This window comes from Streptomyces sp. NPDC050560 (genome assembly GCF_044457285.1).
In the GTDB taxonomy this organism is placed as follows: domain Bacteria; phylum Actinomycetota; class Actinomycetes; order Streptomycetales; family Streptomycetaceae; genus Streptomyces.
Window position 1 is genome coordinate 1 of the sequence record NZ_JBITGT010000014.1, and the last position, 18543, is coordinate 18543.

16 protein-coding genes and 2 pseudogenes are annotated in these 18543 nt (G+C 72.4%); 7 read left to right on the top strand and 11 right to left on the bottom strand.

Annotation, left to right across the window (positions count from 1 at the left end; all coding sequences use genetic code 11):
• Nucleotides 1-259: 259 nt before the first annotated feature.
• Nucleotides 260-1030, bottom strand: coding sequence for a hemolysin III family protein (locus ACIBIW_RS28375; protein WP_399339956.1), 771 nt, complete (start codon nucleotides 1028-1030; stop codon nucleotides 260-262).
• 354 nt (nucleotides 1031-1384) lie between these two features.
• Here ACIBIW_RS28375 and ACIBIW_RS28380 point away from each other — a divergent pair, with 354 nt between their 5' ends.
• Nucleotides 1385-2017: a TetR/AcrR family transcriptional regulator gene (locus tag ACIBIW_RS28380; RefSeq protein ID WP_399339958.1), complete on the top strand. Its 633-nt coding sequence runs from the start codon at nucleotides 1385-1387 to the stop codon at nucleotides 2015-2017.
• Between the two features lie 330 nt (nucleotides 2018-2347).
• On the opposite strand, the pseudogene ACIBIW_RS28385 reads toward ACIBIW_RS28380, so the two are convergent.
• From ACIBIW_RS28385 to ACIBIW_RS28400, 4 genes and pseudogenes are all read right to left on the bottom strand, one after another.
• A pseudogene (locus ACIBIW_RS28385) lies at nucleotides 2348-4438 on the bottom strand (thioredoxin domain-containing protein).
• Nucleotides 4439-4548: 110 nt separating this feature from the next.
• Nucleotides 4549-5919, bottom strand: coding sequence for an NAD-dependent succinate-semialdehyde dehydrogenase (locus ACIBIW_RS28390; RefSeq protein WP_399339960.1), 1371 nt, complete (start codon nucleotides 5917-5919; stop codon nucleotides 4549-4551).
• A gap of 98 nt (nucleotides 5920-6017) precedes the next feature.
• Nucleotides 6018-6455: a GFA family protein gene (locus ACIBIW_RS28395; RefSeq protein WP_399339962.1), complete on the bottom strand. Its 438-nt coding sequence runs from the start codon at nucleotides 6453-6455 to the stop codon at nucleotides 6018-6020.
• A gap of 63 nt (nucleotides 6456-6518) precedes the next feature.
• On the bottom strand, nucleotides 6519-7364 hold the full coding sequence (locus ACIBIW_RS28400) for an MFS transporter (RefSeq protein WP_399339964.1): 846 nt from the start codon (nucleotides 7362-7364) through the stop codon (nucleotides 6519-6521).
• Nucleotides 7365-7577: 213 nt separating this feature from the next.
• Here ACIBIW_RS28400 and ACIBIW_RS28405 point away from each other — a divergent pair.
• A pseudogene (locus ACIBIW_RS28405) lies at nucleotides 7578-7700 on the top strand (transcriptional regulator); the annotation flags it as partial.
• A gap of 88 nt (nucleotides 7701-7788) precedes the next feature.
• Here ACIBIW_RS28405 and ACIBIW_RS28410 read toward each other — a convergent pair.
• Nucleotides 7789-8682, bottom strand: coding sequence for a helix-turn-helix transcriptional regulator (locus ACIBIW_RS28410; protein WP_399339965.1), 894 nt, complete (start codon nucleotides 8680-8682; stop codon nucleotides 7789-7791).
• Nucleotides 8683-8925: 243 nt separating this feature from the next.
• On the opposite strand from ACIBIW_RS28410, the gene ACIBIW_RS28415 reads away from it, so the two are divergent.
• Entirely contained in the window at nucleotides 8926-9870 is a 945-nt protein-coding gene (locus ACIBIW_RS28415) for an SDR family oxidoreductase (protein ID WP_399339967.1), read from the top strand.
• A gap of 269 nt (nucleotides 9871-10139) precedes the next feature.
• On the opposite strand, the gene ACIBIW_RS28420 is transcribed toward ACIBIW_RS28415, so the two are convergent.
• Nucleotides 10140-10457 carry a hypothetical protein gene (locus ACIBIW_RS28420; RefSeq protein ID WP_399339968.1) on the bottom strand — a complete coding sequence of 106 codons (318 nt, stop codon included), beginning with the start codon at nucleotides 10455-10457 and terminating at the stop codon, nucleotides 10140-10142.
• 1 nt (nucleotide 10458) lies between these two features.
• Entirely contained in the window at nucleotides 10459-11340 is an 882-nt protein-coding gene (mca, locus tag ACIBIW_RS28425) for a mycothiol conjugate amidase Mca (RefSeq protein ID WP_399339970.1), read from the bottom strand.
• A gap of 105 nt (nucleotides 11341-11445) precedes the next feature.
• Between mca and ACIBIW_RS28430 the strand changes: the two genes are divergently transcribed.
• Nucleotides 11446-11847: a DUF4307 domain-containing protein gene (locus tag ACIBIW_RS28430; protein ID WP_399339972.1), complete on the top strand. Its 402-nt coding sequence runs from the start codon at nucleotides 11446-11448 to the stop codon at nucleotides 11845-11847.
• A gap of 284 nt (nucleotides 11848-12131) precedes the next feature.
• Nucleotides 12132-12629: a transcription elongation factor GreA gene (greA, locus tag ACIBIW_RS28435; RefSeq protein ID WP_399339974.1), complete on the top strand. Its 498-nt coding sequence runs from the start codon at nucleotides 12132-12134 to the stop codon at nucleotides 12627-12629.
• A gap of 137 nt (nucleotides 12630-12766) precedes the next feature.
• On the opposite strand, the gene ACIBIW_RS28440 is transcribed toward greA, so the two are convergent.
• A complete protein-coding gene (locus ACIBIW_RS28440; protein WP_399339976.1) occupies nucleotides 12767-13633 on the bottom strand; it encodes an ABC transporter permease in 867 nt (288 codons plus the stop codon).
• Nucleotides 13630-14712: an ATP-binding cassette domain-containing protein gene (locus ACIBIW_RS28445; protein ID WP_399339978.1), complete on the bottom strand. Its 1083-nt coding sequence runs from the start codon at nucleotides 14710-14712 to the stop codon at nucleotides 13630-13632. Before ACIBIW_RS28445 ends, ACIBIW_RS28440 begins: the two co-directional genes overlap by 4 nt.
• Before the next feature lie 279 nt (nucleotides 14713-14991).
• Between ACIBIW_RS28445 and ACIBIW_RS28450 the strand changes: the two genes are divergently transcribed.
• Nucleotides 14992-16152: an epoxide hydrolase family protein gene (locus tag ACIBIW_RS28450; protein WP_399339980.1), complete on the top strand. Its 1161-nt coding sequence runs from the start codon at nucleotides 14992-14994 to the stop codon at nucleotides 16150-16152.
• 175 nt (nucleotides 16153-16327) lie between these two features.
• Here ACIBIW_RS28450 and ilvA read toward each other — a convergent pair whose 3' ends face one another.
• Complete coding sequence (ilvA, locus tag ACIBIW_RS28455) at nucleotides 16328-17557, bottom strand: threonine ammonia-lyase (RefSeq protein ID WP_399339982.1); 1230 nt, start codon at nucleotides 17555-17557, stop codon at nucleotides 16328-16330.
• 200 nt (nucleotides 17558-17757) lie between these two features.
• Between ilvA and ACIBIW_RS28460 the strand changes: the two genes are divergently transcribed.
• Nucleotides 17758-18327 carry a MarR family winged helix-turn-helix transcriptional regulator gene (locus tag ACIBIW_RS28460; RefSeq protein ID WP_399340276.1) on the top strand — a complete coding sequence of 190 codons (570 nt, stop codon included), beginning with the start codon at nucleotides 17758-17760 and terminating at the stop codon, nucleotides 18325-18327.
• Nucleotides 18328-18543: the final 216 nt, after the last annotated feature.

Sequence of the window (18543 nt, forward strand, 5' to 3'; positions counted from 1 at the left end):
CCCGCTACGACAAACGCGCCCGCCACTACCAAGCCCTGGTCACCCTCGCCTGCCTACGACTGTGGCTACCCTGACTTTGCGGACACGCCCTAGGGGCCTGCCGCCCCTCAGACCCCGGGGCGAGGGGCGCGGCGCGCCCCTCAGAACCGCCGCGACGGCGCGCGACCACGACGGCGCGGACCGGCGGTGCCGAACCCACCGCACCCCCGACGACACGCCAAAATCAAGCACCGCACGCGGCCGAAGATCGCGGAAGCGATCACACGTGCTGGTAGGCCACCAGCGAGATCCCCACGTAGTGCACGGCGAACGCCACCAGCGTGAACGAGTGGAAGACCTCGTGGAAGCCGAACCACCGCGGCGACGGATTCGGCCGTTTGATGCCGTAGACCACGCCGCCCGCGCTGTAGAGCAGCCCGCCCACGACCACGCAGACCAGCACGGCGATACCGCCCGCCCGCAGGAAGTCGGGGAGGAAGAAGACGGCCGCCCACCCCATCGCGATGTAGCAGGGGGTGTAGAGCCAGCGCGGCGCACCCACCCAGAACACCCGGAACACGATCCCGGCCGCGGCGGCGCCCCATATGCCCCACAGCAGCCAGGTGCCCTTGGAGTTCGGCAGCAGCAGCATCGTCAGCGGCGTGTAGGTGCCCGCGATGATCAGGAAGATATTGGCGTGGTCGAGCCGGCGCAGGATGCCGTTGGCCCGCGGCGACCAGTTCCCCCGGTGGTATATCGCGCTCACGCCGAACAGCAGACAGGCCGTCAGCACGTAGATCCCACAGGCTATGCGCCCGCGCGGGGAGTCGGCGAGTGCGGTGAGCATCAGCCCCGCGGCGAGCACGGCAGGGAACATCCCGGCGTGCAGCCACCCGCGGAGCTTCGGTTTGACATGCGGCAGCACACGTGCGGCGGCGGCGAGCGGCTGGCCGGGCAGTGCACGGCCCGCGTCGGCCGTGACGGAGGACGGCTCCGGGGACGCCATGGCGTCCGGGGGTACGTCGGGGACGGGCGCGGTCATGGGCGGCATGGTAGCGGCGTACTGATAAGCCACAGATCAGAGCGGCCGCACCACACCGCCCCCGCCCCATGAACCACACCACCCCCACCCACGAGAGACCGGCACCGGCACCGGAGACACCAGCCCCAGGAACACGGCTCGCGCTGCCCGGCAGCGTGCTCACGGCCGCGTTCCGCGACCGGCTCCACGTCGGCGGGCTGCCCGCGGCGCTCGCCGGGCGGGCGACCCCGATGCCTCGGCGCCCGAGGCCACGGCACATCCGGGCGGCGGCGTCCGAGCCGGGCGGCGCGGAAACATGCCCCGTACAACCGGTGTGGTCGCGGACATGGCCCGGGCGTGTGCCGGTGGCGGACAATGAACCGTATGACGTCCCCGCGTACCCCCGCTCCCGCGCCCGCCCCGGGGCGCGACCAACCCGTCGGCCTGCGTGAACGCAAGAAGATCAAGACCAGGATCGCGATCCGCGACGCGACCTACCGGCTGATCGACGAGCAGGGCTACGAGGCCACCACCGTCGAGCGGATCGCCGAGCTGGCGGAGGTCTCCCCGAGCACCGTCTTCCGCTACTTCCCCACCAAGGAGGACATCGTCATCTCGGACGAGTTCGACCCGCTGCTCGAAGAGCAGTTGTTGAACCGGCCCTCCGACGAGTCCGTCTTCGACTCGCTGCGCGCCGTGATGCGCCAGGCGCTCCCCCTCGGCTTCCACGAGGAACCCGAGATCACCAAGCTGCGCACCCAGCTCATGCTGGAGGTCGCCTCCGTGCGCTCCAGGATGCTGGAGAGCATGTCGCTGACCGGCCGCATGATCTGCCGGGCGCTGGCCGAGCGCACCGGCCGCGCGGAGGACGACCTGGAGGTCAGGGCGTTCGCGATGGGCATCGTCGCCGGCCTCCTGGAGACCACCCTCTACTGGGCGGAGCGCGGGCACCGCGACGACCTGACAGACCTGGTCGAGCGCACCCTGACCGCCTTCGAGAACGGCCTCGGCCTCTAGGAAACGGGCCCCGGAACCGTGCGGCGCCCACCCGCCCGGCGCGGCGGGCCGTCCGACGCGTGGACGCCGCGCACGAGGCCACGGACACACGAGGCCACGGACATCGGACGACCCGGCGCTCGCCATGCGCCCGTACGACGTGTTCGCCCAGTGCAGGGCCCTGCGGACGGGTGTACTGGCGGGGCGCGCACCAGGCCAGTCCCGACCGGATCGTGGCCCGGGCCGTGGCGGAGTCTCGGCCCCGCGACGGGGTGACCCGCCGCACGCCGGGGCGACCGGCCCCGCCACCGGGGGTGCAAGGCCGCCCCGCCGCTCCCCCGGTGGGGCCCCTCACTCCATCCGGCTGCCCGCCTTCGCCGCGAGGTCGGCGGGGTCCGTGGTCGGCGCGTCGCAGACGAAACCGCGGCAGACGTACGCCGTGGCACGGCCGTCCCTGAGCGGGCGGTCGGCGAGCAGCGGCAGCTCGCCCGAGCCCTCCGTGCCGAGCGCGAGGACCGCGCCGGGCGCGGTGGCCAGCAGCGCGGTGCGCCGCAGGGGGTCGTCCGCCGTGCCGTCGGCGGGTGTGACGACGGCGATCTCGCGGGGCCCGTCGAGCGCGGCCTCCGCGACCGCGAGGCCCCAGCCGACGAACCGCGGCACCCGCGGGCCCAGCGCCTTCACCACCCCGAGCGCCTCCTCGGCGGCCGTGCGGTGCTCGGCGCTCCCGGTGGCCGCGGCGTAGGAGAGCAGGGCGCCCGCCGCCGCGTTCCAGCCGGAGGGGGTGGCGTTGTCCGCGGGGTCCTGGGGGCGGCGGATAAGGCGCTCCGCGTCGGACGCGGTGTCGTACAGCGTGCCGCCCGGGCCCCTGAAGCGGGTCATCACATGCCCGAGGAGCAGCCCGGCGAAGTCCAGCCACGCGCCCTCGCCGGTGACCGAGGCCAGCGCGAGGAAGCCCTCGGCGACATCGGCGTAGTCCTCAAGGACGCCGGGGTTGGCGCCGGGCACGGCGTCGCGCGAGGTGCGGGTGAGGCCGCCCCCGGCCCGCTCCGCCGGCTCTTCCAGGTGGACACGGACCAGCAGGTCGGCCGCGGCGACCGCGGCGTCCAGCAGGTCGGGCCGTTCGAAGAGGGCGCCGATCTCGGCGAGCGCGGCGACGGCGAGGCCGTTCCACGCGGCGACGACCTTGTCGTCCCTGTCGGGCGCGGCACGCCCGCCGCGGGCCGCGAGCAGCCGCCGCCGCACGTCCGCGAACCGTTCGGCCTCGGGGCCCTCGGGGGTGCGCGGGAGCTGGAGCACGGAGGCGCCCTCCTCGAAGGTGCCCTCGTCGGTCACGGCCAGCAGCCCGGCCGCGAACTCGCCGTCGTCCTCGCCGAGGACGGCGGCGAGCTGCCGCGGCGTCCAGACGTAGTACGCGCCCTCGACGTGCCGCCCGGTGCCGTCGGCGTGCTCGGGGCTGTCGGCGTCGAGCGCGGAGGCGAAGCCGCCGTCCGCGGTGCCGAGGTCGCGCACCAGGAACTCGGCGGTCTCCAGCGCGACCCGGCGCGCCTCCGGTGAACCGGTGGCCCGCCAGAGGTGCGCGTAGACCCGGGCGAGAAGGGCGTTGTCGTAGAGCATCTTCTCGAAGTGCGGGACCAGGGGCCCGCCGGGGCGCTGGCGCAGGACGTAGCGGTGGAAGCCGCCGCCGAGCTGGTCGTAGAGGCTGGAGCGCGCCATGGCGGCGCAGATGCCCTCCGCCATGTCGAGGGCGCCCTGGGAGGCGGTGCGTGCGTGGTGCCGCAGCAGGAACTCGACGGCCATACTGGGCGGGAAGAGGGTGTCGCCGCCGCCGAGCCAGCCGGTCGCGGGGTCGTAGTCACGGGTGAGGCCGAGCAGCGCCTGCGCGAGTTCCGCCTCGCCCGGCATACCGCCCTCGCCCCGGTCGAGTTCGCGGGCGGCCAGATCCCGGGTGATCTTCGAGGCGACCTCGCCGACCTCGCCGCGCCGGTCCGCCCACGCCGCCCGTACGCCGTCGAGGACCTGGCGGAACGAGGGCATGCCCTGGCGGGGCGCGGGCGGGAAGTACGTGCCGAAGTAGAACGGCTCACCCTCCGGTGTCATGAACACCGACATGGGCCAGCCGCCGCGCCCGGTGGCGGCCTGCACCGCCTCCATGTAGACGGCGTCGACGTCGGGCCGCTCCTCCCGGTCGACCTTCACGGAGACGAAGTGCTCGTTCATGAACGCCGCGGTCTCCTCGTCCTCGAAACTCTCGTGGGCGAGAACGTGGCACCAGTGAATTCACGGAAGCCATAAGTGGCAGGACGCATAGCCCACACTCAAGAAAATGGGCACGTCCCGCCGCTCGGCTTCCTTCATCGCCTCCTCTCCCCATGGCCACCAGTCCACAGGATTGGAGGCGTGCTGGAGGAGGTAGGGCGACTGCTCATCGGCAAGTCGGTTCATGTCGACATCGTCGCACGTTCCTGGCCCGCCCCCGCCGAGGGCCCCGCGCCCTCGGCGGCCGGTCGGCGCGGCCTGGTCCCGCTCCCGCGCCCGGGCCGGAGGGTGCGGGGCTACTGGGTGACCTGCACCATCTTGCGGTTGAGGAACTCTCCGATGCCGAGTTCGGCCAGTTCGCGGCCGTATCCGGAGTTCTTGACGCCGCCGAAGGGCAGGCTCGGCGAGTCGGCGAAGCAGGAGTTGATGTACACCATCCCGGACTCGATACGGGCGGCCACCTGCCGGGCGTGGTCGACGTCGGCGTCGAAGACGTAGCCGCCCAGGCCGAAGCGGGTGGCGTTGGCGAGCCGGACGGCCTCCTCCTCGCTGTCCACGACGTAGAAGGACAGCACGGGCCCGAAGGCTTCCTCGTGGAAGAGCGGGTTGGCCTCGGTGAGGTCGGTGATGATCGTGGGTTCGAGGTAGAAGCCGGGCCGGTCGACCCGGTTGCCGCCGTGCACGATGCGGCCGCCGGCCTCCTCGGCCTCCTGGATCTGCCGGAGCAGTCCGTCCAGGGCGCGCTCGCTCGACAGCGGGCCGACCTGGGTCTCCTCGTCCTTGGGGTCGCCGACCTTGATCCCGGCGAAGCGCTCCTTCAGCGCGGCGAGCATCCGCTCGCCCCGTTCCCTGCCGACCACGATGACGCGCTTGATGTTGACGCAGCCCTGGCCCGAGTTGTAAGTGCGGCCCATGACGACCTGCTCGACCGCGTGGTCGAGCGGCGCGCCCTCCAGGATCAGCGCCGGGTCGCTGCCGCCCAGCTCCAGGACCACCTTCTTGAGGTTGCGTCCCGCGCGCTCGGCGACCGAGGCGCCCGCCCGCTCGCTGCCGGTGAGGGTGACGCCCCGTACCCGGAAGTCGTCGATCAGCGCGCCGATCTGCTCGATGCCGCAGAAGAGGTTCGTGTACGCGCCCTCGGGGGCGCCGGCCTCCTCGAAGAGCCTGGCGAAGGCCAGGGCGGACTGCGGGACGCTCTCGGCGTGCTTCATCAGGACCACGTTGCCCGCGACGAGTTGGGACGCGGCGACCCTGGCGAGCTGGTAGTAGGGGAAGTTCCACGGCTCGATCGCCAGGATGACGCCGATCGGTTCGGTGATCAGCCGGGCGCCGGGCTCGCCCGGCAGTTCCTGTTCCGCGAGGAACCGCTCCCCGTGCTCGGCGTAGTAGTCGAGGATGTCGGCGACGAGATCGACCTCGAAGTAGCCGAAGCGGGTGACCTTGCCCATTTCGAGGGTCAGGTACTCCGTGTACTCGTCCCGCTTCTCGCGCAGGATCTGCGCCGCGCGGGCGACGATACGGGCGCGTTCCGCGACCGGCCGGAACTTCCAGTCCTCGCGGTAGCGCCGGTCCGCGGTCTCCAGGGCCGCGAAGACCTCGTCGTCCGACTGGAGCGGGAATTCCTTCACCAGTTCACCGGTGGCCGGATTGATCGTCTGAAAACTCATGGGGCCCTGCCTTCTTGTGCGTGGCTTTTCTGTACGTGGATTTCTTGTGCGTGGGGAAATCGCGCCTGTCGGGGGCGGGGTTCCCGTGGGCGCTGCCCCTACTTCGCGTCGCCGGGGAACTGTGCGCGCCCCTCGCCCGGCTTGACCCAGTCCTGGGCGCGGCGCCGCCACACCTCGGCGGAGGGTTCGAGGCCCGTGGTGTCGTCGAGGGTGCCGGCCTTCACGATCATGAGATCGGGCCGCTCGTGCAGGACGGTGAGGATCGGCGTGCCGCAGTCCCCGCAGAAGAGCCGGTCGCGCAGGTCGCCGTTCTCCGCCCCCGTGGTCCGGTACGACCTCGGCGCTCCCTCGATGTCCAGGGAGTCGCGCGCCACCAGGACGTTCGCGGAGAACGCGGACCCGGTGTGGCGCTGGCAGTGGCCGCAGTGACACAGGACGACCGCCTCGGGCTGCGCGTCGAAGCGGTAGCTGATCGCGCCGCACAGGCAGTGGCCGGTTCGGGTGCGGGGGGTGGATGCCGGGTCGGTGGTGCTCATGCCGTGTGTCACTTTCGTTTGCTTGCCGGGTTTGTTCGTATCGAGGCGGTGTGTGTCGCGGCGTCAGCCGTTCGGCGGGAAGGCGTGCCGCCTGCCGCCGATGACGGTGGCGGCAGCGGCGACGAGGAGTGCCAGGGCCGCCCAGGTCAGCGAGGCGGTGCCCGGGCCGGCGAGCAGCAGCCCGCCGAGGAGGCTGCCCGCGGCGATGGAGGCGGAGAAGACGGTGATGGTGATCGACTGGGCGACGTCGGCGGCGTCCCTGGTGGCGTCGATGGCCGCCCCCACGAACAGGCTCGGGGAGCCGCCGAACGCGAAGCCCCACCCGGCGACCGCGGCGTACACCAGGACCGGCGCCCCGGACGGCGCGCCGAGGACGAGGACCCCGGCGCCGAACAGCACGGTGCTGCCCACCGTGAGCCCGCGCAGGTGCCGGTCGATGTGCGCGCCGACGCCCAGCACGCCGAGCACGGAGGTGACGCCGAAGGTGAACAGGACCCGGCCCGTCCGGGCGGCCATCCCCACGGAGGAGAGCAGGTCCGTGACGAAGCGGAGCACCATGGTCAGCGTGTAGTCACCGGACAGCGCGGTGAGCGCGTTCGTGACGGCGACGACGGCCAGCGCGAGCTGGAGGACGTGCTTGCGCCGCCAGGTGGCCGTCGCCCTGGCCAGCGGAATCGCGCCCAGGGCCGTGGCGAGCGCGTAGAGGGTGACGGTCTGGCCGGTCAGCGAGACGCTGGTGCCGAGCGTCTCGCTCATCTTCGGCAGCAGACCGGCCGGAAGGCACCCGGTGAGGATGCTGACGAACCCGGCCAGGAAAAGGCCGACAAGGGCCCTGACCGGGAGGCGGTCCTGGCGCGCGGGTGTGGGGAGGGATTCCGGGGCCTGGGAGGTGCTGACGGTGACGGTCATGGCGTTTTCCAAAGGCGGTGTGGGAGCCCTGCCGGGCGGTGTGGTGCCTGAGGGGTGGGGAAGTCGCCGATCAGGACGGTTCGAGAGTCCGCCGGGCGCGCGGGGTTAGCCAGACACCCACTTCTTCTATGTCCGGTGGAGCTATCACCGGCAGGGAGAGGCACCGCTGTGGGGACCGGGCAATACTCGGCATACGCCAAGGCCGGGGACGTGGTGGGGCAACTGCGGCTGTCCGCGGGCCTGCACCCGGACGACGCGGAGCCCGCCTCGCTGGGCGGCGAACTCTCCATGAAGAGCGGGGAGTTCCGCACGCCAGGGGCCGCGCACGACGTCAGGAGGCCGACGCGGCCCGGGACCGCTCCCCCGCCGGACTTTGCGGCGCCCCCAATGCAGGTCAACCCCGGTCAACCCAGGGCAGCGCGGGTCAGCCCGGCGTCCCCGCCCCCACCGCGGGCAGCAGTTGCAGCTTCTCGTGGCTCTCGCTGCCGGGGACGGCCGTGTAGACGAGCAGGAAGTGGGGCTGGTCCGGGTCGAGCAGGGTCTGGCAGGCCAGTTCCAGGGCGCCGAGTTCCGGGTGGACGAAGTGCTTCATCTCGCGGGGCCTGACGCCGATCTCGTGCTCGTCCCACACCCGGCGGAACTCCTCGCTCCGCGCGAGCAGCAGATCGGCGTACTGGGCCGCGCGGGAACCGGGGCCCCGCAGCGTCGCCGCCCCACGCAGCCCCGAGACGAACACGCGGGAGAGGAACGCATGGTCGTCGGGGGCGTAGCGCCGCCGGGTGGCGGGGTCGGTGAACCAGCGGTAGCCGAGGCTGCGGGCCGGACCGCTGAAGCCGGTCAGGTCGCCGGTGAGCGCGGTGCCGAGCGGGGTCTGCCGCAGCGTCTCGCCGAGTTCCGTGACGACCTCCGCGGGGGTGTCGTGCAGCCGGTCGAGGATGCGCAGCAGCCCCGGGCTGATGTGCTCGCTGTCCGCGCCGCGCGGCGGCGGGCTCTGCCCGGCCAGTCTGAAGAGGTGGTCGCGCTCGTCGAGGGAGAGGTGGAGGCCCTGCGCGATGGAGGCGATCATCTGCTCGGACGGCCGGGGGCCACGCTCCCTTTCGAGCCGCGCGTAGTAGTCGGCCGACATATGGCACAGCGCGGCCACCTCCTCCCGCCGCAACCCGCTCGTCCTGCGGCGCTGCCCGCGCGGGAGGCCGACGTCCTCGGGTTGCAGCGACTCCCTGCGGTGCCGGAGGAACGCCGCGAGTCCCGGCCTGTCGAGCGTCGTACGCGCCTTCGTCACCGTGCGTGGTTCTGGGACTGCGCGTGGTTCCGTCACCGTGCGTACCTCCTTCTCCGCCCCTTTGTACCGCCGGGGCGGCGCGGCAGCCACGGATCGTCGATCCGCCCCTGAGGGCCGCACCGGCCGCCGCCCCGACGACACGGGCCATGGCACGGTGCCGGTGGGTCCCTAAGCCGGGCCCCGGAGCCAGGACCTCCCGATCAGTGGATCGAGCGGCCCTGAACGGCGCCGCCGTACTCCCCGAGGGTGGTGGGGACGATCCGACCCGGGAGTGAGCACATGCCACGCAAACCCATCGACATCACCCTCCCCGACCTGTCCGGCAGGCGCGCCCTCGTCACCGGGGCGAGCGACGGCATCGGGCTCGGCCTCGCGACGAGGCTCGCCGCGGCGGGGGCCGACGTGCTGCTGCCCGTCCGCAACCTGCGCAAGGGCAAGGCCGCGCTCGCCGCGATCCGCCGGGCGGCCCCGCAGGCGAGGGTGTCGCTCCACGACCTCGACCTGGCCTCGCTCGCCTCCGTCAGGGCCCTCGGCGGGACCCTGCGCGAGGCGGGCCTGCCGATCCACCTCCTCGTCAACAACGCCGGGGTGATGACCCCGCCGGCCCGGCAGACGACCGCGGACGGCTTCGAGCTTCAGTTCGGCACCAACCACCTCGGCCACTTCGCGCTGGTGGCCCAACTGCTGCCGCTGCTGCGCGCCGGGCACGCGCGCGTGACCTCACAGCTCAGCGTCGCGGCCAACCAGGGCGCCGTCAACTGGGACGACCTCCAGTGGGAGCGCTCGTACGACGGCATGAAGGCGTACAGCCAGTCGAAGATCGCGTTCGGGCTCTTCGGCCTCGAACTCGACCGGCGCAGCAGGGCCCACGGCTGGGGCGTCACGAGCAACCTCTCCCACCCGGGGGTCGCGCCGACGAGCCTGCTCGCCGCCCGCCCCGAGGTCGGACGCGACCGGGACACCAGGAGCGTGCGCCTCATCCGGGCGCTGTCGGCACGCGGCATCCTCGTCGGGACGGTCCACACCGCCCAGCTCCCCGCCCTCTACGCCGCCACCTCCCCCGACGCCGAGCGCGGCGCCTTCTACGGGCCACGCGGCCCGGGACACACGGGCGGCCCTCCCGGCCGGCAGAAGCTCTACTCACGCCTCCGCGACCCCGAGCAGGCCCGCCGCATCTGGCACGTCTCGCAGGAGCTGACGGGGGCGGCTTTCCCCGAGAGCTGAGGGGTCGGGGCGCTGAGGGGCCGAGGGGGCCGCGAGGCCCCCTCATTTCCGCCGCGACGGCGCCCGACCACAAGGCACCGATCCGGCGGTGCCGAGCCCACCCCGGCCCCGGCGACACGACGCACCCGCCCCGAGGCCCGTAACGAAGCTCAAGCCCACCCCGGGGCGACGGCCCCGAACGCGCCCGCGGCCCGGGGACAGCACCCAGCCACCCCCGGCCGCACCGGGACCCGGAATCCGCGGCTCACCCCCCAGAAAACCCGCAGGCGCTACCGCCTGCCCCCCGATCCCCCCTTCCCGGCGGCAGCCGCAGCCCCACCGGAGCCTTCAACACCCCCGGCACCCCCGCCGTCCCCGGCACCTGAGGCGCCTTCGGCGCCCTCACGGCTCTCCGCCGGGGCGTCCTTCTCCTTGAACTCCACCCTGCCCATATGCCGGTTCATCGACTTCATCAGGGCCCACACGGCCACCGCCATCACCGCGAAGACGATGAAGCCGAGGACCCCGGGGGTCACCTTGTTCTCGTCGACCTCCTTGGCCAGCGGGGCCAGAGGGGCGAGGTGCGTCAGTGCCAGGCTTGCGGTCATGTCATGCATTGTCGCGGACGCCCGCGAAGAGGTCGTCCTCGGGGATGCTCGTCTCGACCAGGGAGCGCGCCAGTTCGTACTCCTCGGTGGGCCAGACCTCCTTCTGGATGTCCATCGGCACCCGGAACCAGCCCCCGTCGGGGTCGATCTGGGTGGCGTGCGCGATCAGCGCCTTGTCACGGATCTCGTAGAAGTCGGCGCACGGCACGTGCGTGGTGAGCGTGCGCTCCATGCGCTCGAACTCGTCCCACCGCTTCAGCCAGTCCGCGTACGGCGACTCAAGGCCGCGCGCGAGCAGCGCCTCGTGCAGCGCCTCCGTGCGGGGGCGGTTGAAACCCTGGTTGTAGTAGAGCTTCTGCGGCTGGTACGCGGGGCCGTACTCGGCCTCCGGGTACTTCTCGGTGTCCGCGGCACCCTCGAAGGCCACGATGCTGATCTTGTGGGTCATGATGTGGTCGGGATGCGGATAGCCCCCGTTCTCGTCGTAGGTCGTGATGACCTGCGGCCTGAAGGAGCGGATGGAGCGCACCAGACGGCCCGCCGCCTTGTCCAGGTCCTCCAGCGCGAAGCAGCCCTCGGGCAGCGGCGGCAGCGGGTCGCCCTCGGGCAGCCCGGAGTCGACGAACCCCAGCCATTCCTGCTGCACACCGAGGATCTCGCGCGCCTCGTCCATCTCCTTCTTGCGCACCTCGTGGATGTGCTCCTGCACATACGGGTCGCCCTGGAGCTTGGGGTTGAGGATGGAGCCGCGCTCGCCACCCGTGCAGGTCACGACCAGCACGTCCACCCCCTCGGACACGTACTTGGCCATCGTGGCCGCGCCCTTGCTCGACTCGTCGTCGGGGTGGGCGTGAACGGCCATCAGTCGTAGCTGCTCAGTCAAGGTCGATCCTCATTGATTCGTCGCGGAAAGCGGCTTCTATAGTGACCGAATCGGGGGGCGAATTAATCCCGGGACCGGGTCCCGGACTCCGGCCGGGAGGCGATCATGAGCGCGGTGCGCGAGGAGGTGCCCAAGGACCGTTACGGACGGTCCCGGGACCGCCACGCCGATCGGCGGCTGCGGGCGGTGGGCGCGGTGCTCGGGGTCGCGCTCCTCGCCCTGGTGGGCTGGCTCGGCTACCACTACGTGGCGGGCCAGAAGGTGTCGGGCGAGGTGATCGCCTTCAAGGTCACCTCGGACAGCGCCGTCGACGTCCACCTGGAGGTCCGCAAGGACGCGGACACGCACGGTTACTGCACGCTGCGTTCGCGCTCGGCGGACGGCACCGAGGTCGGCCGCGCCGACTTCCGCTTCGACCAGGACTCCGGGCGGGTGGACAAGGTGGTGACCCTGCGCACGACGGCGCGCGGCACCAGCGCCGAGCTGGTCGGCTGCCACGCCGACTGAGCCGCCGCGCGCCCGCTCGCACCCCCCTCGCACTCCGCCCCCGTTCCCCGCACGCCCCGCGCACGCCGCGCTCACGCCCCTCACGCCCCATTCTTCGAGCCCCACGGTCAGTGCCAGGCCGTGGCCAGGAACACCGGCCTGGGCTGGGCTGACGCAATTCTGATCGGTTATGTCCTCCCCCTTCGGCTTCGCAATTGTTAGGCTCGTGGTTTCGCCCACCCGTGAGGGAACATGCTTCCGGGTAGGGCGATGCTTTGTATTCCCAGTACCTACGAGGAGCACCTGTGACCCAGACCAGCGAGAACGTCACCTGGCTGACCCAGGAGGCGTACAACCAGCTCAAGGCGGAGCTGGAGTACCTGTCTGGTCCCGCGCGCATCGAGATCGCCAAGAAGATCGAGGCGGCGCGCGAGGAGGGCGACCTGCGCGAGAACGGCGGGTACCACGCGGCCAAGGAGGAGCAGGGCAAGCAGGAGCTACGGGTGCGCCAGCTCACTCAGCTCCTGGAGAACGCGAAGGTCGGCGAGCCCCCCGCGGACGACGGTGTGGTGGAGCCCGGCATGGTCGTCACCATCGCCTTCGACGGCGACGAGGACGACACCCTGACGTTCCTCATGGCCTCCCGCGAGTACGCCAGCTCCGAGATCGACACGTACTCACCGCAGTCCCCGCTGGGGGTCGGTGTGAACGGCAAGAAGGTCGGCCAGGACGCCGAGTACGAGCTGCCGAACGGCAAGACCGCCTCGGTGCGCATCCTGGCGGCCAAGCCGTACACCGGCTGAGCCGTACACCGGCCGACCGCCCTCAGGACGGCACCTCCCGCACCCGGGCCGCCGGGCCCGCCCCGCAGCCGCGGAACGGACCCGGCGGCCGTGTCATGCCCCGGCCCCGCGCGCCGCGCGTCCCCCCGCGGCCCGCGTCACCCCTCGGCCCTGCGGTACTTGCGGACCGCGAGGGTGCGGAAGACGACGAGGATCAACAGCGAGTAGAGCAGCGACGCCCACACCGGGTGCTGCATCGGCCAGGCGCTCGACGGGGACACCCCGGGGTCGCCGAAGAGCGTGCGGCACGCCTGCACAGTGGCGCTGAACGGGTTCCACTCGGCGATGTGGCGCAGCCAGGGCGTCATCTGGCTGGAGTCGACGAACGCGTTCGAGATGAACGTCACCGGGAAGAGCCAGACCAGGCCGCCCGAGGTCGCCGCCTCCGGGGTGCGCACGGAGAGCCCGATGAGCGCGCCGATCCAGGTGAAGGCGTAGCCGAGCAGCAGCAGGAGCCCGAAGCCGCCCAGAATCTCGCCGATGTTGACCGACTTCGCCGACCCCGGGCGCCAGCCCACGAGCAGCGCGACGACCGCGAGGACCAGCAGCGTGAGGGCCGTCTGCACGAGGTCCGCGACGGTGCGCCCGGTGAGGACCGCGCCCCTGGTCATGGGCAGCGAGCGGAAGCGGTCCACGAGGCCCTTGTGCATGTCCTCGGCGATACCGGCGCTCGCGCCCGCGGTCGCGAAGGTGACGGTCTGGGCGAAGATCCCGGCCATCAGGAAGTTCTTGTACACCCCCGCGCTCGTGGTGCCGCCGACCTGGATGGACCCGCCGAAGACGTAGGTGAACAGGATGACGAACATGACCGGCTGGATCAGGCCGAACAGCACGACCTCGGGAATCCTGGTCATCCGCAGCAGGTTGCGCCGGGCGATGACGAGGGAGTCCCGCACGGACTGGGCGAGCCGCCCGCCCTGCGCCCTGGGGGCCCCGGTGCCCGCGGTCTCGGTGGCGGCGCTCACTGGTCGTTCTCCTTGTCGTCACGCGTTCCGCTGTCGCTGTGCGTCCCGCTGTCGCTGTGCGTTCCGCCGATGGCGTCTTCTCCGCCGTCCGGGCCGTCCGGGCCGTCCGGGTCGTCGGCCGCGCCCGCGGTGGTGCCGTCCTCGGCGGCGTGGCCGGTCAGGGAGATGAACACGTCGTCGAGGGTGGGGCGGCGAAGGCCGATGTCGTCGATCTCGATGCCCCGGGCGTCGAGGTCCCTGATGATCTCCGCGAGCAGCTTGGCGCCGCCGGTGACGGGGACCGTGAGCCTGCGGGTGTGGGTGTCCACCGTGGTGTCGCCCTTGCCGTAGCCGCGCAGCAGTTCGTCGGCGGTGGGGATGTGCTCGCTCTCGTGCACCACGACCTCGACGCGCTCGCCCCCGATACGGGCCTTGAGCTGGTCGGAGGTGCCGCGGGCGATGACGCGCCCGTGGTCGACGACGGCGATGTCGTGCGCGAGGCGGTCGGCCTCCTCCAGGTACTGCGTGGTCAGCAGCAGGGTGGTGCCGGAGGCGACCAGCTCCTGGATGACCTCCCAGAGGGCCTGCCTGTTGCGCGGGTCGAGCCCTGTGGTGGGCTCGTCCATGAACATGACGGGCGGCGAGACCACGAGGGCCGCCGCCAGGTCGAGCCTGCGGCGCATGCCGCCCGAGTAGGTCTTGGCCGTACGGTCGGCGGCGTCGGCGAGCCCGAAACGTTCCAGCAGCTCGTCGGCGCGGGCCTTGGCCGCCTTCGAACGCATCTGGTAGAGCTGGCCGACCATGTGCAGGTTCTCCCGGCCCGTCAGGTACTCGTCGACGGCCGCGAACTGGCCGGAGAGGCCGATGGAGCGGCGCACCTCGGTCGGGTTGGCGAGGACGTCGACGCCCGCGACGAACGCCTTGCCGCTGTCGGGACGCAGCAGGGTCGTCAGGCAGCGCACTGCGGTGGTCTTCCCGGCGCCGTTGGGGCCGAGCAGGCCGAGGACGGTGCCCTCGGGGACGTCGAGATCGACTCCGTCCAGCGCTCTGACGTCGCCGAAGGTCTTCACCAGAGCCTCGGCGTAGATGGCGCCTGGCATGAGTTCTCCAAGTGTTCGGGTCGCCCCGCGTGGGGTGACTTCCTACGAAACCGCGGACATGCGGGACTCGCCCGCGGTGGGGGGCCGAGCGAGCCGAGAGGGCACAGAGTATCGCGATGTATCGCGTTTCCTCAATGCGGTGGGGCGCGTGGGCGCCAGGGTGTTCCCGTGGGGGTGGGACGGCGCCGCGGAACCCGCCGTGCGGGCAGCCCCGAGGGGCCGGCAGGTGGTCCTTTCGTACCTTGGAGGGGGCGCAAGCCCGCTCCTAGCATGGCGTTCATGACGGAAATCGAGCCCTTTCCTGTGCGCCTGCCCGAGAGCGATCTTGAGGACCTGAGGGAGCGGCTCGCCCGCGTGCGGCTTCCGGAAGCGGAGACGGTGCGCGACGGTACGCAGGGCATCGATGCCGAACGGCTGCGGAGCCTGCTGGACGCCTGGCGGCAGCACGACTGGCGCTCCCTGGAGGCGCGCTGGAACGCGATACCGCACTTCCGCACCGAACTCGACGGCCTGGACATCGCGTTCTGGCATGTGCGCTCGCCCGAGCCCGACGCCTTTCCGCTCGTGCTGACCCACGGCTGGCCCGGCTCGGTGCTGGAGTTCGAGACGGTGGTCGGGCCGCTGACCGACCCGGTGGCGCACGGCGGCTCCGCCGCAGACGCCTTCGACGTCGTCGTACCGGCGCTGCCCGGCTTCGGCTTCAGCGGGCGGCCGGGGGAGCGCGGCTGGAACCCGGGCCGCACCGCACGCGCCTGGGCCGAGCTGATGACCAGGCTCGGCTACGAGCGCTTCGGGGCGCACGGCGGCGACTGGGGCGCGTTCATCGGCACGGAGCTGGCGCGCCTCGCGCCCGACAGGGTCGCCGCCCTGCATCTGACCATGCCGATCGCGTCGCCGTTGCCCGAGGACCTGGCCACCGCCGACGAGGCCGAGAAACGCATGATCGCCAGGCGGGACGCGTTCATGCGGACGGGACCCACCCATGTGATCGCCCAGGGGATGCTCCCCCAGACGCTGGGCTACTCGCTGCTCGACTCCCCCGCGGGGCTCGCCGCCTGGCTGGCCCAGGCGCTGGTCGGCTTCTCGGACACCCGTCCGGAGGCGGGCGGCGGCGTCACCCTGGAACAGCAGGTGGACGACATCGCCCTGTACTGGTTCACCCGTACCGGCGCCTCCGCCGCCCGCTGGTACTGGGAGGCCCTGCGCTGGACGCCACGCGGTGCCGAGGCGGAGAACGCGCTGCCGGTGACCGTGCCCACGGCCTGCACGCTCTTTCCCGGCGAGCCCTTCCCCGTCGCCCGGCGCTGGGCGGAGCGCCGCTACCGCGACCTCATCGGCTGGCACGAGATGGAGTACGGCGGGCACTACCCGGGCCTTGAGCAGCCAGGCCCGCTGGTCGACGAGGTCAGGAACGCCTTCCGGCAGGCCCGCGCCGACTGACCGCCAGGACGCGGGGCAGCGCTGCCGCCGCGCCGCGGGTCCGTGCGGCTGTCGGGTCGTCTCCATGCCGCCGGAACCTAACACCGACCTCTGACAACGGCGGGAACGCCGGCCGTCGCGCCGAGGCGGAGGACAGCGCTCCGGCCCCCGCCGACAGGGCGCAGGAACGGGGGGCCTATCCGGTGACCCGGTACCCGGCCGCCCGCAGCGCCCCGCCGACCTCCGCGCAGTGCTCGGGTCCCTTGGTCTCCAGATGGACCTCCACCTCCGCCTCCGTCAGGCCGAGCCTGGGGTCGGTCCTGACGTGGCTGACGTCCAGGACGTTGGCGTCCGTCGCCGAGAGCACCGCGAGCAGCGTGGCGAGGGCGCCCGGACGGTCGGTGAGGCGGAGCCTGACCGCCAGGTAGCGGCCCGCCGCCGACATGCCGTGCCGCAGGATGCGCTGGAGCAGCAGCGGGTCGACGTTGCCGCCGGAGAGCAGCGCCACCACCGGGCCCTCGAACGCGCCGGGGTCGCCGAGCAGCGCCGCGACGGGGCTCGCACCGGCCGGCTCCACGACGAGCTTGCCGCGCTCCAGGCAGTGCAGCAGGGCGCTGGAGAGTTCGTCCTCGGTGACCGTGCGCACCTCGTCGAGCAGGTCGGCGATGATCCGGAACGGCGCCTCGCCAGGACGCCCCACCTTGATCCCGTCCGCCATGGTCGCCCCGGCCTCCACCGACACCGGACGCCCGGCGCGCAGCGACGGCGGGTACGCCGCGGCTGCGGCCGCCTGCACCCCCACGATCCGCACGTCGGGCCGCAGGGTCTTGACCGCGATGGCGACCCCCGCGGCGAGCCCCCCGCCGCCGACCCCGACGACGATGGTGCGCACCTCGGGGCACTGCTCCAGGATCTCCAGGCCGACCGTGCCCTGCCCCGCGATGATGTCGGGGTGGTCGAAGGGGTGGATGAAGACCGCGCCGGTGCGCTCCGCGTACTCCTGCGCGGCGGCCAGGGTCTCGTCCACCACCTGCCCGTGCAGCCGTACGTCCGCGCCGTACTCGCGGGTGGCCGCGACCTTGGGCAGCGGGGCGCCGACCGGCATGAAGACGGTGGAGCGCACCCCGAGCAGCGAGGAGGCGTGCGCGACGCCCTGCGCGTGGTTGCCCGCGCTGGCCGCGACGACGCCCGCGGCGCGCTGCTCGGGCAGCAGCCCCGCGATGCGCACGTACGCGCCGCGTACCTTGAAGGAGCCGGTCCGCTGGAGGTTCTCGCACTTGAAGTGGACCGGGGCGCCGACGAGGGCGGACAGGTGCCTGCTGCCTTCGAGGGCGGTGACCCTGGCCACCCCCGAGAGCATCTTCCTGGCGCCGCGTACGTCGTCGAGGGTGACCTGGGAAGGCGATCCGGCGAGGCGGTAGTTCATGGCGACCAGTCTGGCAGCTCGCCGCGGCCGCGGCCCGCGGCGGCCTCCCGGCCGCGGCCGCCGGGCGGCGCCCGCGTACCCGTCCGGGTTTGCACCGGTCCGGTACACCCCGCACCGCGGCCGCGTACCCTGTCCTGCAACCATCAGGCACCATCAGTCTTCGCACGAAGTGAGCCCCGGCCATGCCCACAACACAGGAAATGTCGATGGACATGACGACTGCCGGAGACACCGGCCTTCTCGACACCCTCCAGCACCAGGTGGCGCTGTTCGCGCGCCGCGCGGAACAGACCCGGCTCGGCGGGGTGGGACAACTGCGGGGCACCATGGACCGCGCCGCGTACCTGCTGCTCAACCGACTCGACAACGAGGGCCCCATGGGGGTCAAGGCGCTCGCCGCGAGCATGGGCATCGACTCCTCGACGGTGACCCGCCAGGTGGCGCCGCTGGTCGACGCGGGGCTGGTGAAGCGGACCTCGCACCCCGAGGACGGCAGGGCGGTCGTGCTCGAACTGTCGCCGCGCGGCCTGGAGCGCCTGGAAGAGGTGCGCTCCTCGCGGCGCACCCTGATGGCGCAGCTCACCGAGGACTGGGAGCAGGAGGAGCGCGCCCAGTTCTGCGCGCTGCTCACCCGCTTCAACGCCGCCCTCTCCGCCCGCCAGGGCGCCGCCGCGCCGCCCCAGCAGGACGCGACGGACACGGCAGGCGCGGCGGGCACCACGGGAGAAGCGGGCTCGTCGCGGCAGCAGGTGGCGCCGTCCGGCTCCTGACCGCGACCGGCCTCGTACGGACGCCTCGTACGGACCCCGGCGTCCGGCCCCCCGACGCCCCTCGGGGCCGAACCCCGCGTCCGTCCCGCCGACTTGTGCCGCGCCCCTTGACCGGACGTCCCCTTCTGGCCTGAGATTGCGGGAAGTTTCTGTACGTTGCCTCTCCCCCGGTGCCCCGAGCGTCCCGGGCGGAGAAGTTCCCCCGTACGGGCGACG

Excerpts from the sequence above, each read along its gene's own strand:
- ACIBIW_RS28375 (WP_399339956.1), bottom strand. The coding sequence starts at position 1,030 with ATGCCGCCCATGACCGCGCCCGTCCCCGACGTACCCCCGGACGCCATG.
- ACIBIW_RS28380 (WP_399339958.1), top strand. The coding sequence starts at position 1,385 with ATGACGTCCCCGCGTACCCCCGCTCCCGCGCCCGCCCCGGGGCGCGAC.
- ACIBIW_RS28390 (WP_399339960.1), bottom strand. The coding sequence starts at position 5,919 with ATGAGTTTTCAGACGATCAATCCGGCCACCGGTGAACTGGTGAAGGAA.
- ACIBIW_RS28395 (WP_399339962.1), bottom strand. The coding sequence starts at position 6,455 with ATGAGCACCACCGACCCGGCATCCACCCCCCGCACCCGAACCGGCCAC.
- ACIBIW_RS28400 (WP_399339964.1), bottom strand. The coding sequence starts at position 7,364 with ATGACCGTCACCGTCAGCACCTCCCAGGCCCCGGAATCCCTCCCCACA.
- ACIBIW_RS28415 (WP_399339967.1), top strand. The coding sequence starts at position 8,926 with ATGCCACGCAAACCCATCGACATCACCCTCCCCGACCTGTCCGGCAGG.
- ACIBIW_RS28420 (WP_399339968.1), bottom strand. The coding sequence starts at position 10,457 with ATGACCGCAAGCCTGGCACTGACGCACCTCGCCCCTCTGGCCCCGCTG.
- ACIBIW_RS28430 (WP_399339972.1), top strand. The coding sequence starts at position 11,446 with ATGAGCGCGGTGCGCGAGGAGGTGCCCAAGGACCGTTACGGACGGTCC.
- ACIBIW_RS28445 (WP_399339978.1), bottom strand. The coding sequence starts at position 14,712 with ATGCCAGGCGCCATCTACGCCGAGGCTCTGGTGAAGACCTTCGGCGAC.
- ACIBIW_RS28450 (WP_399339980.1), top strand. The coding sequence starts at position 14,992 with ATGACGGAAATCGAGCCCTTTCCTGTGCGCCTGCCCGAGAGCGATCTT.
- ilvA (WP_399339982.1), bottom strand. The coding sequence starts at position 17,557 with ATGAACTACCGCCTCGCCGGATCGCCTTCCCAGGTCACCCTCGACGAC.
- ACIBIW_RS28460 (WP_399340276.1), top strand. The coding sequence starts at position 17,758 with ATGTCGATGGACATGACGACTGCCGGAGACACCGGCCTTCTCGACACC.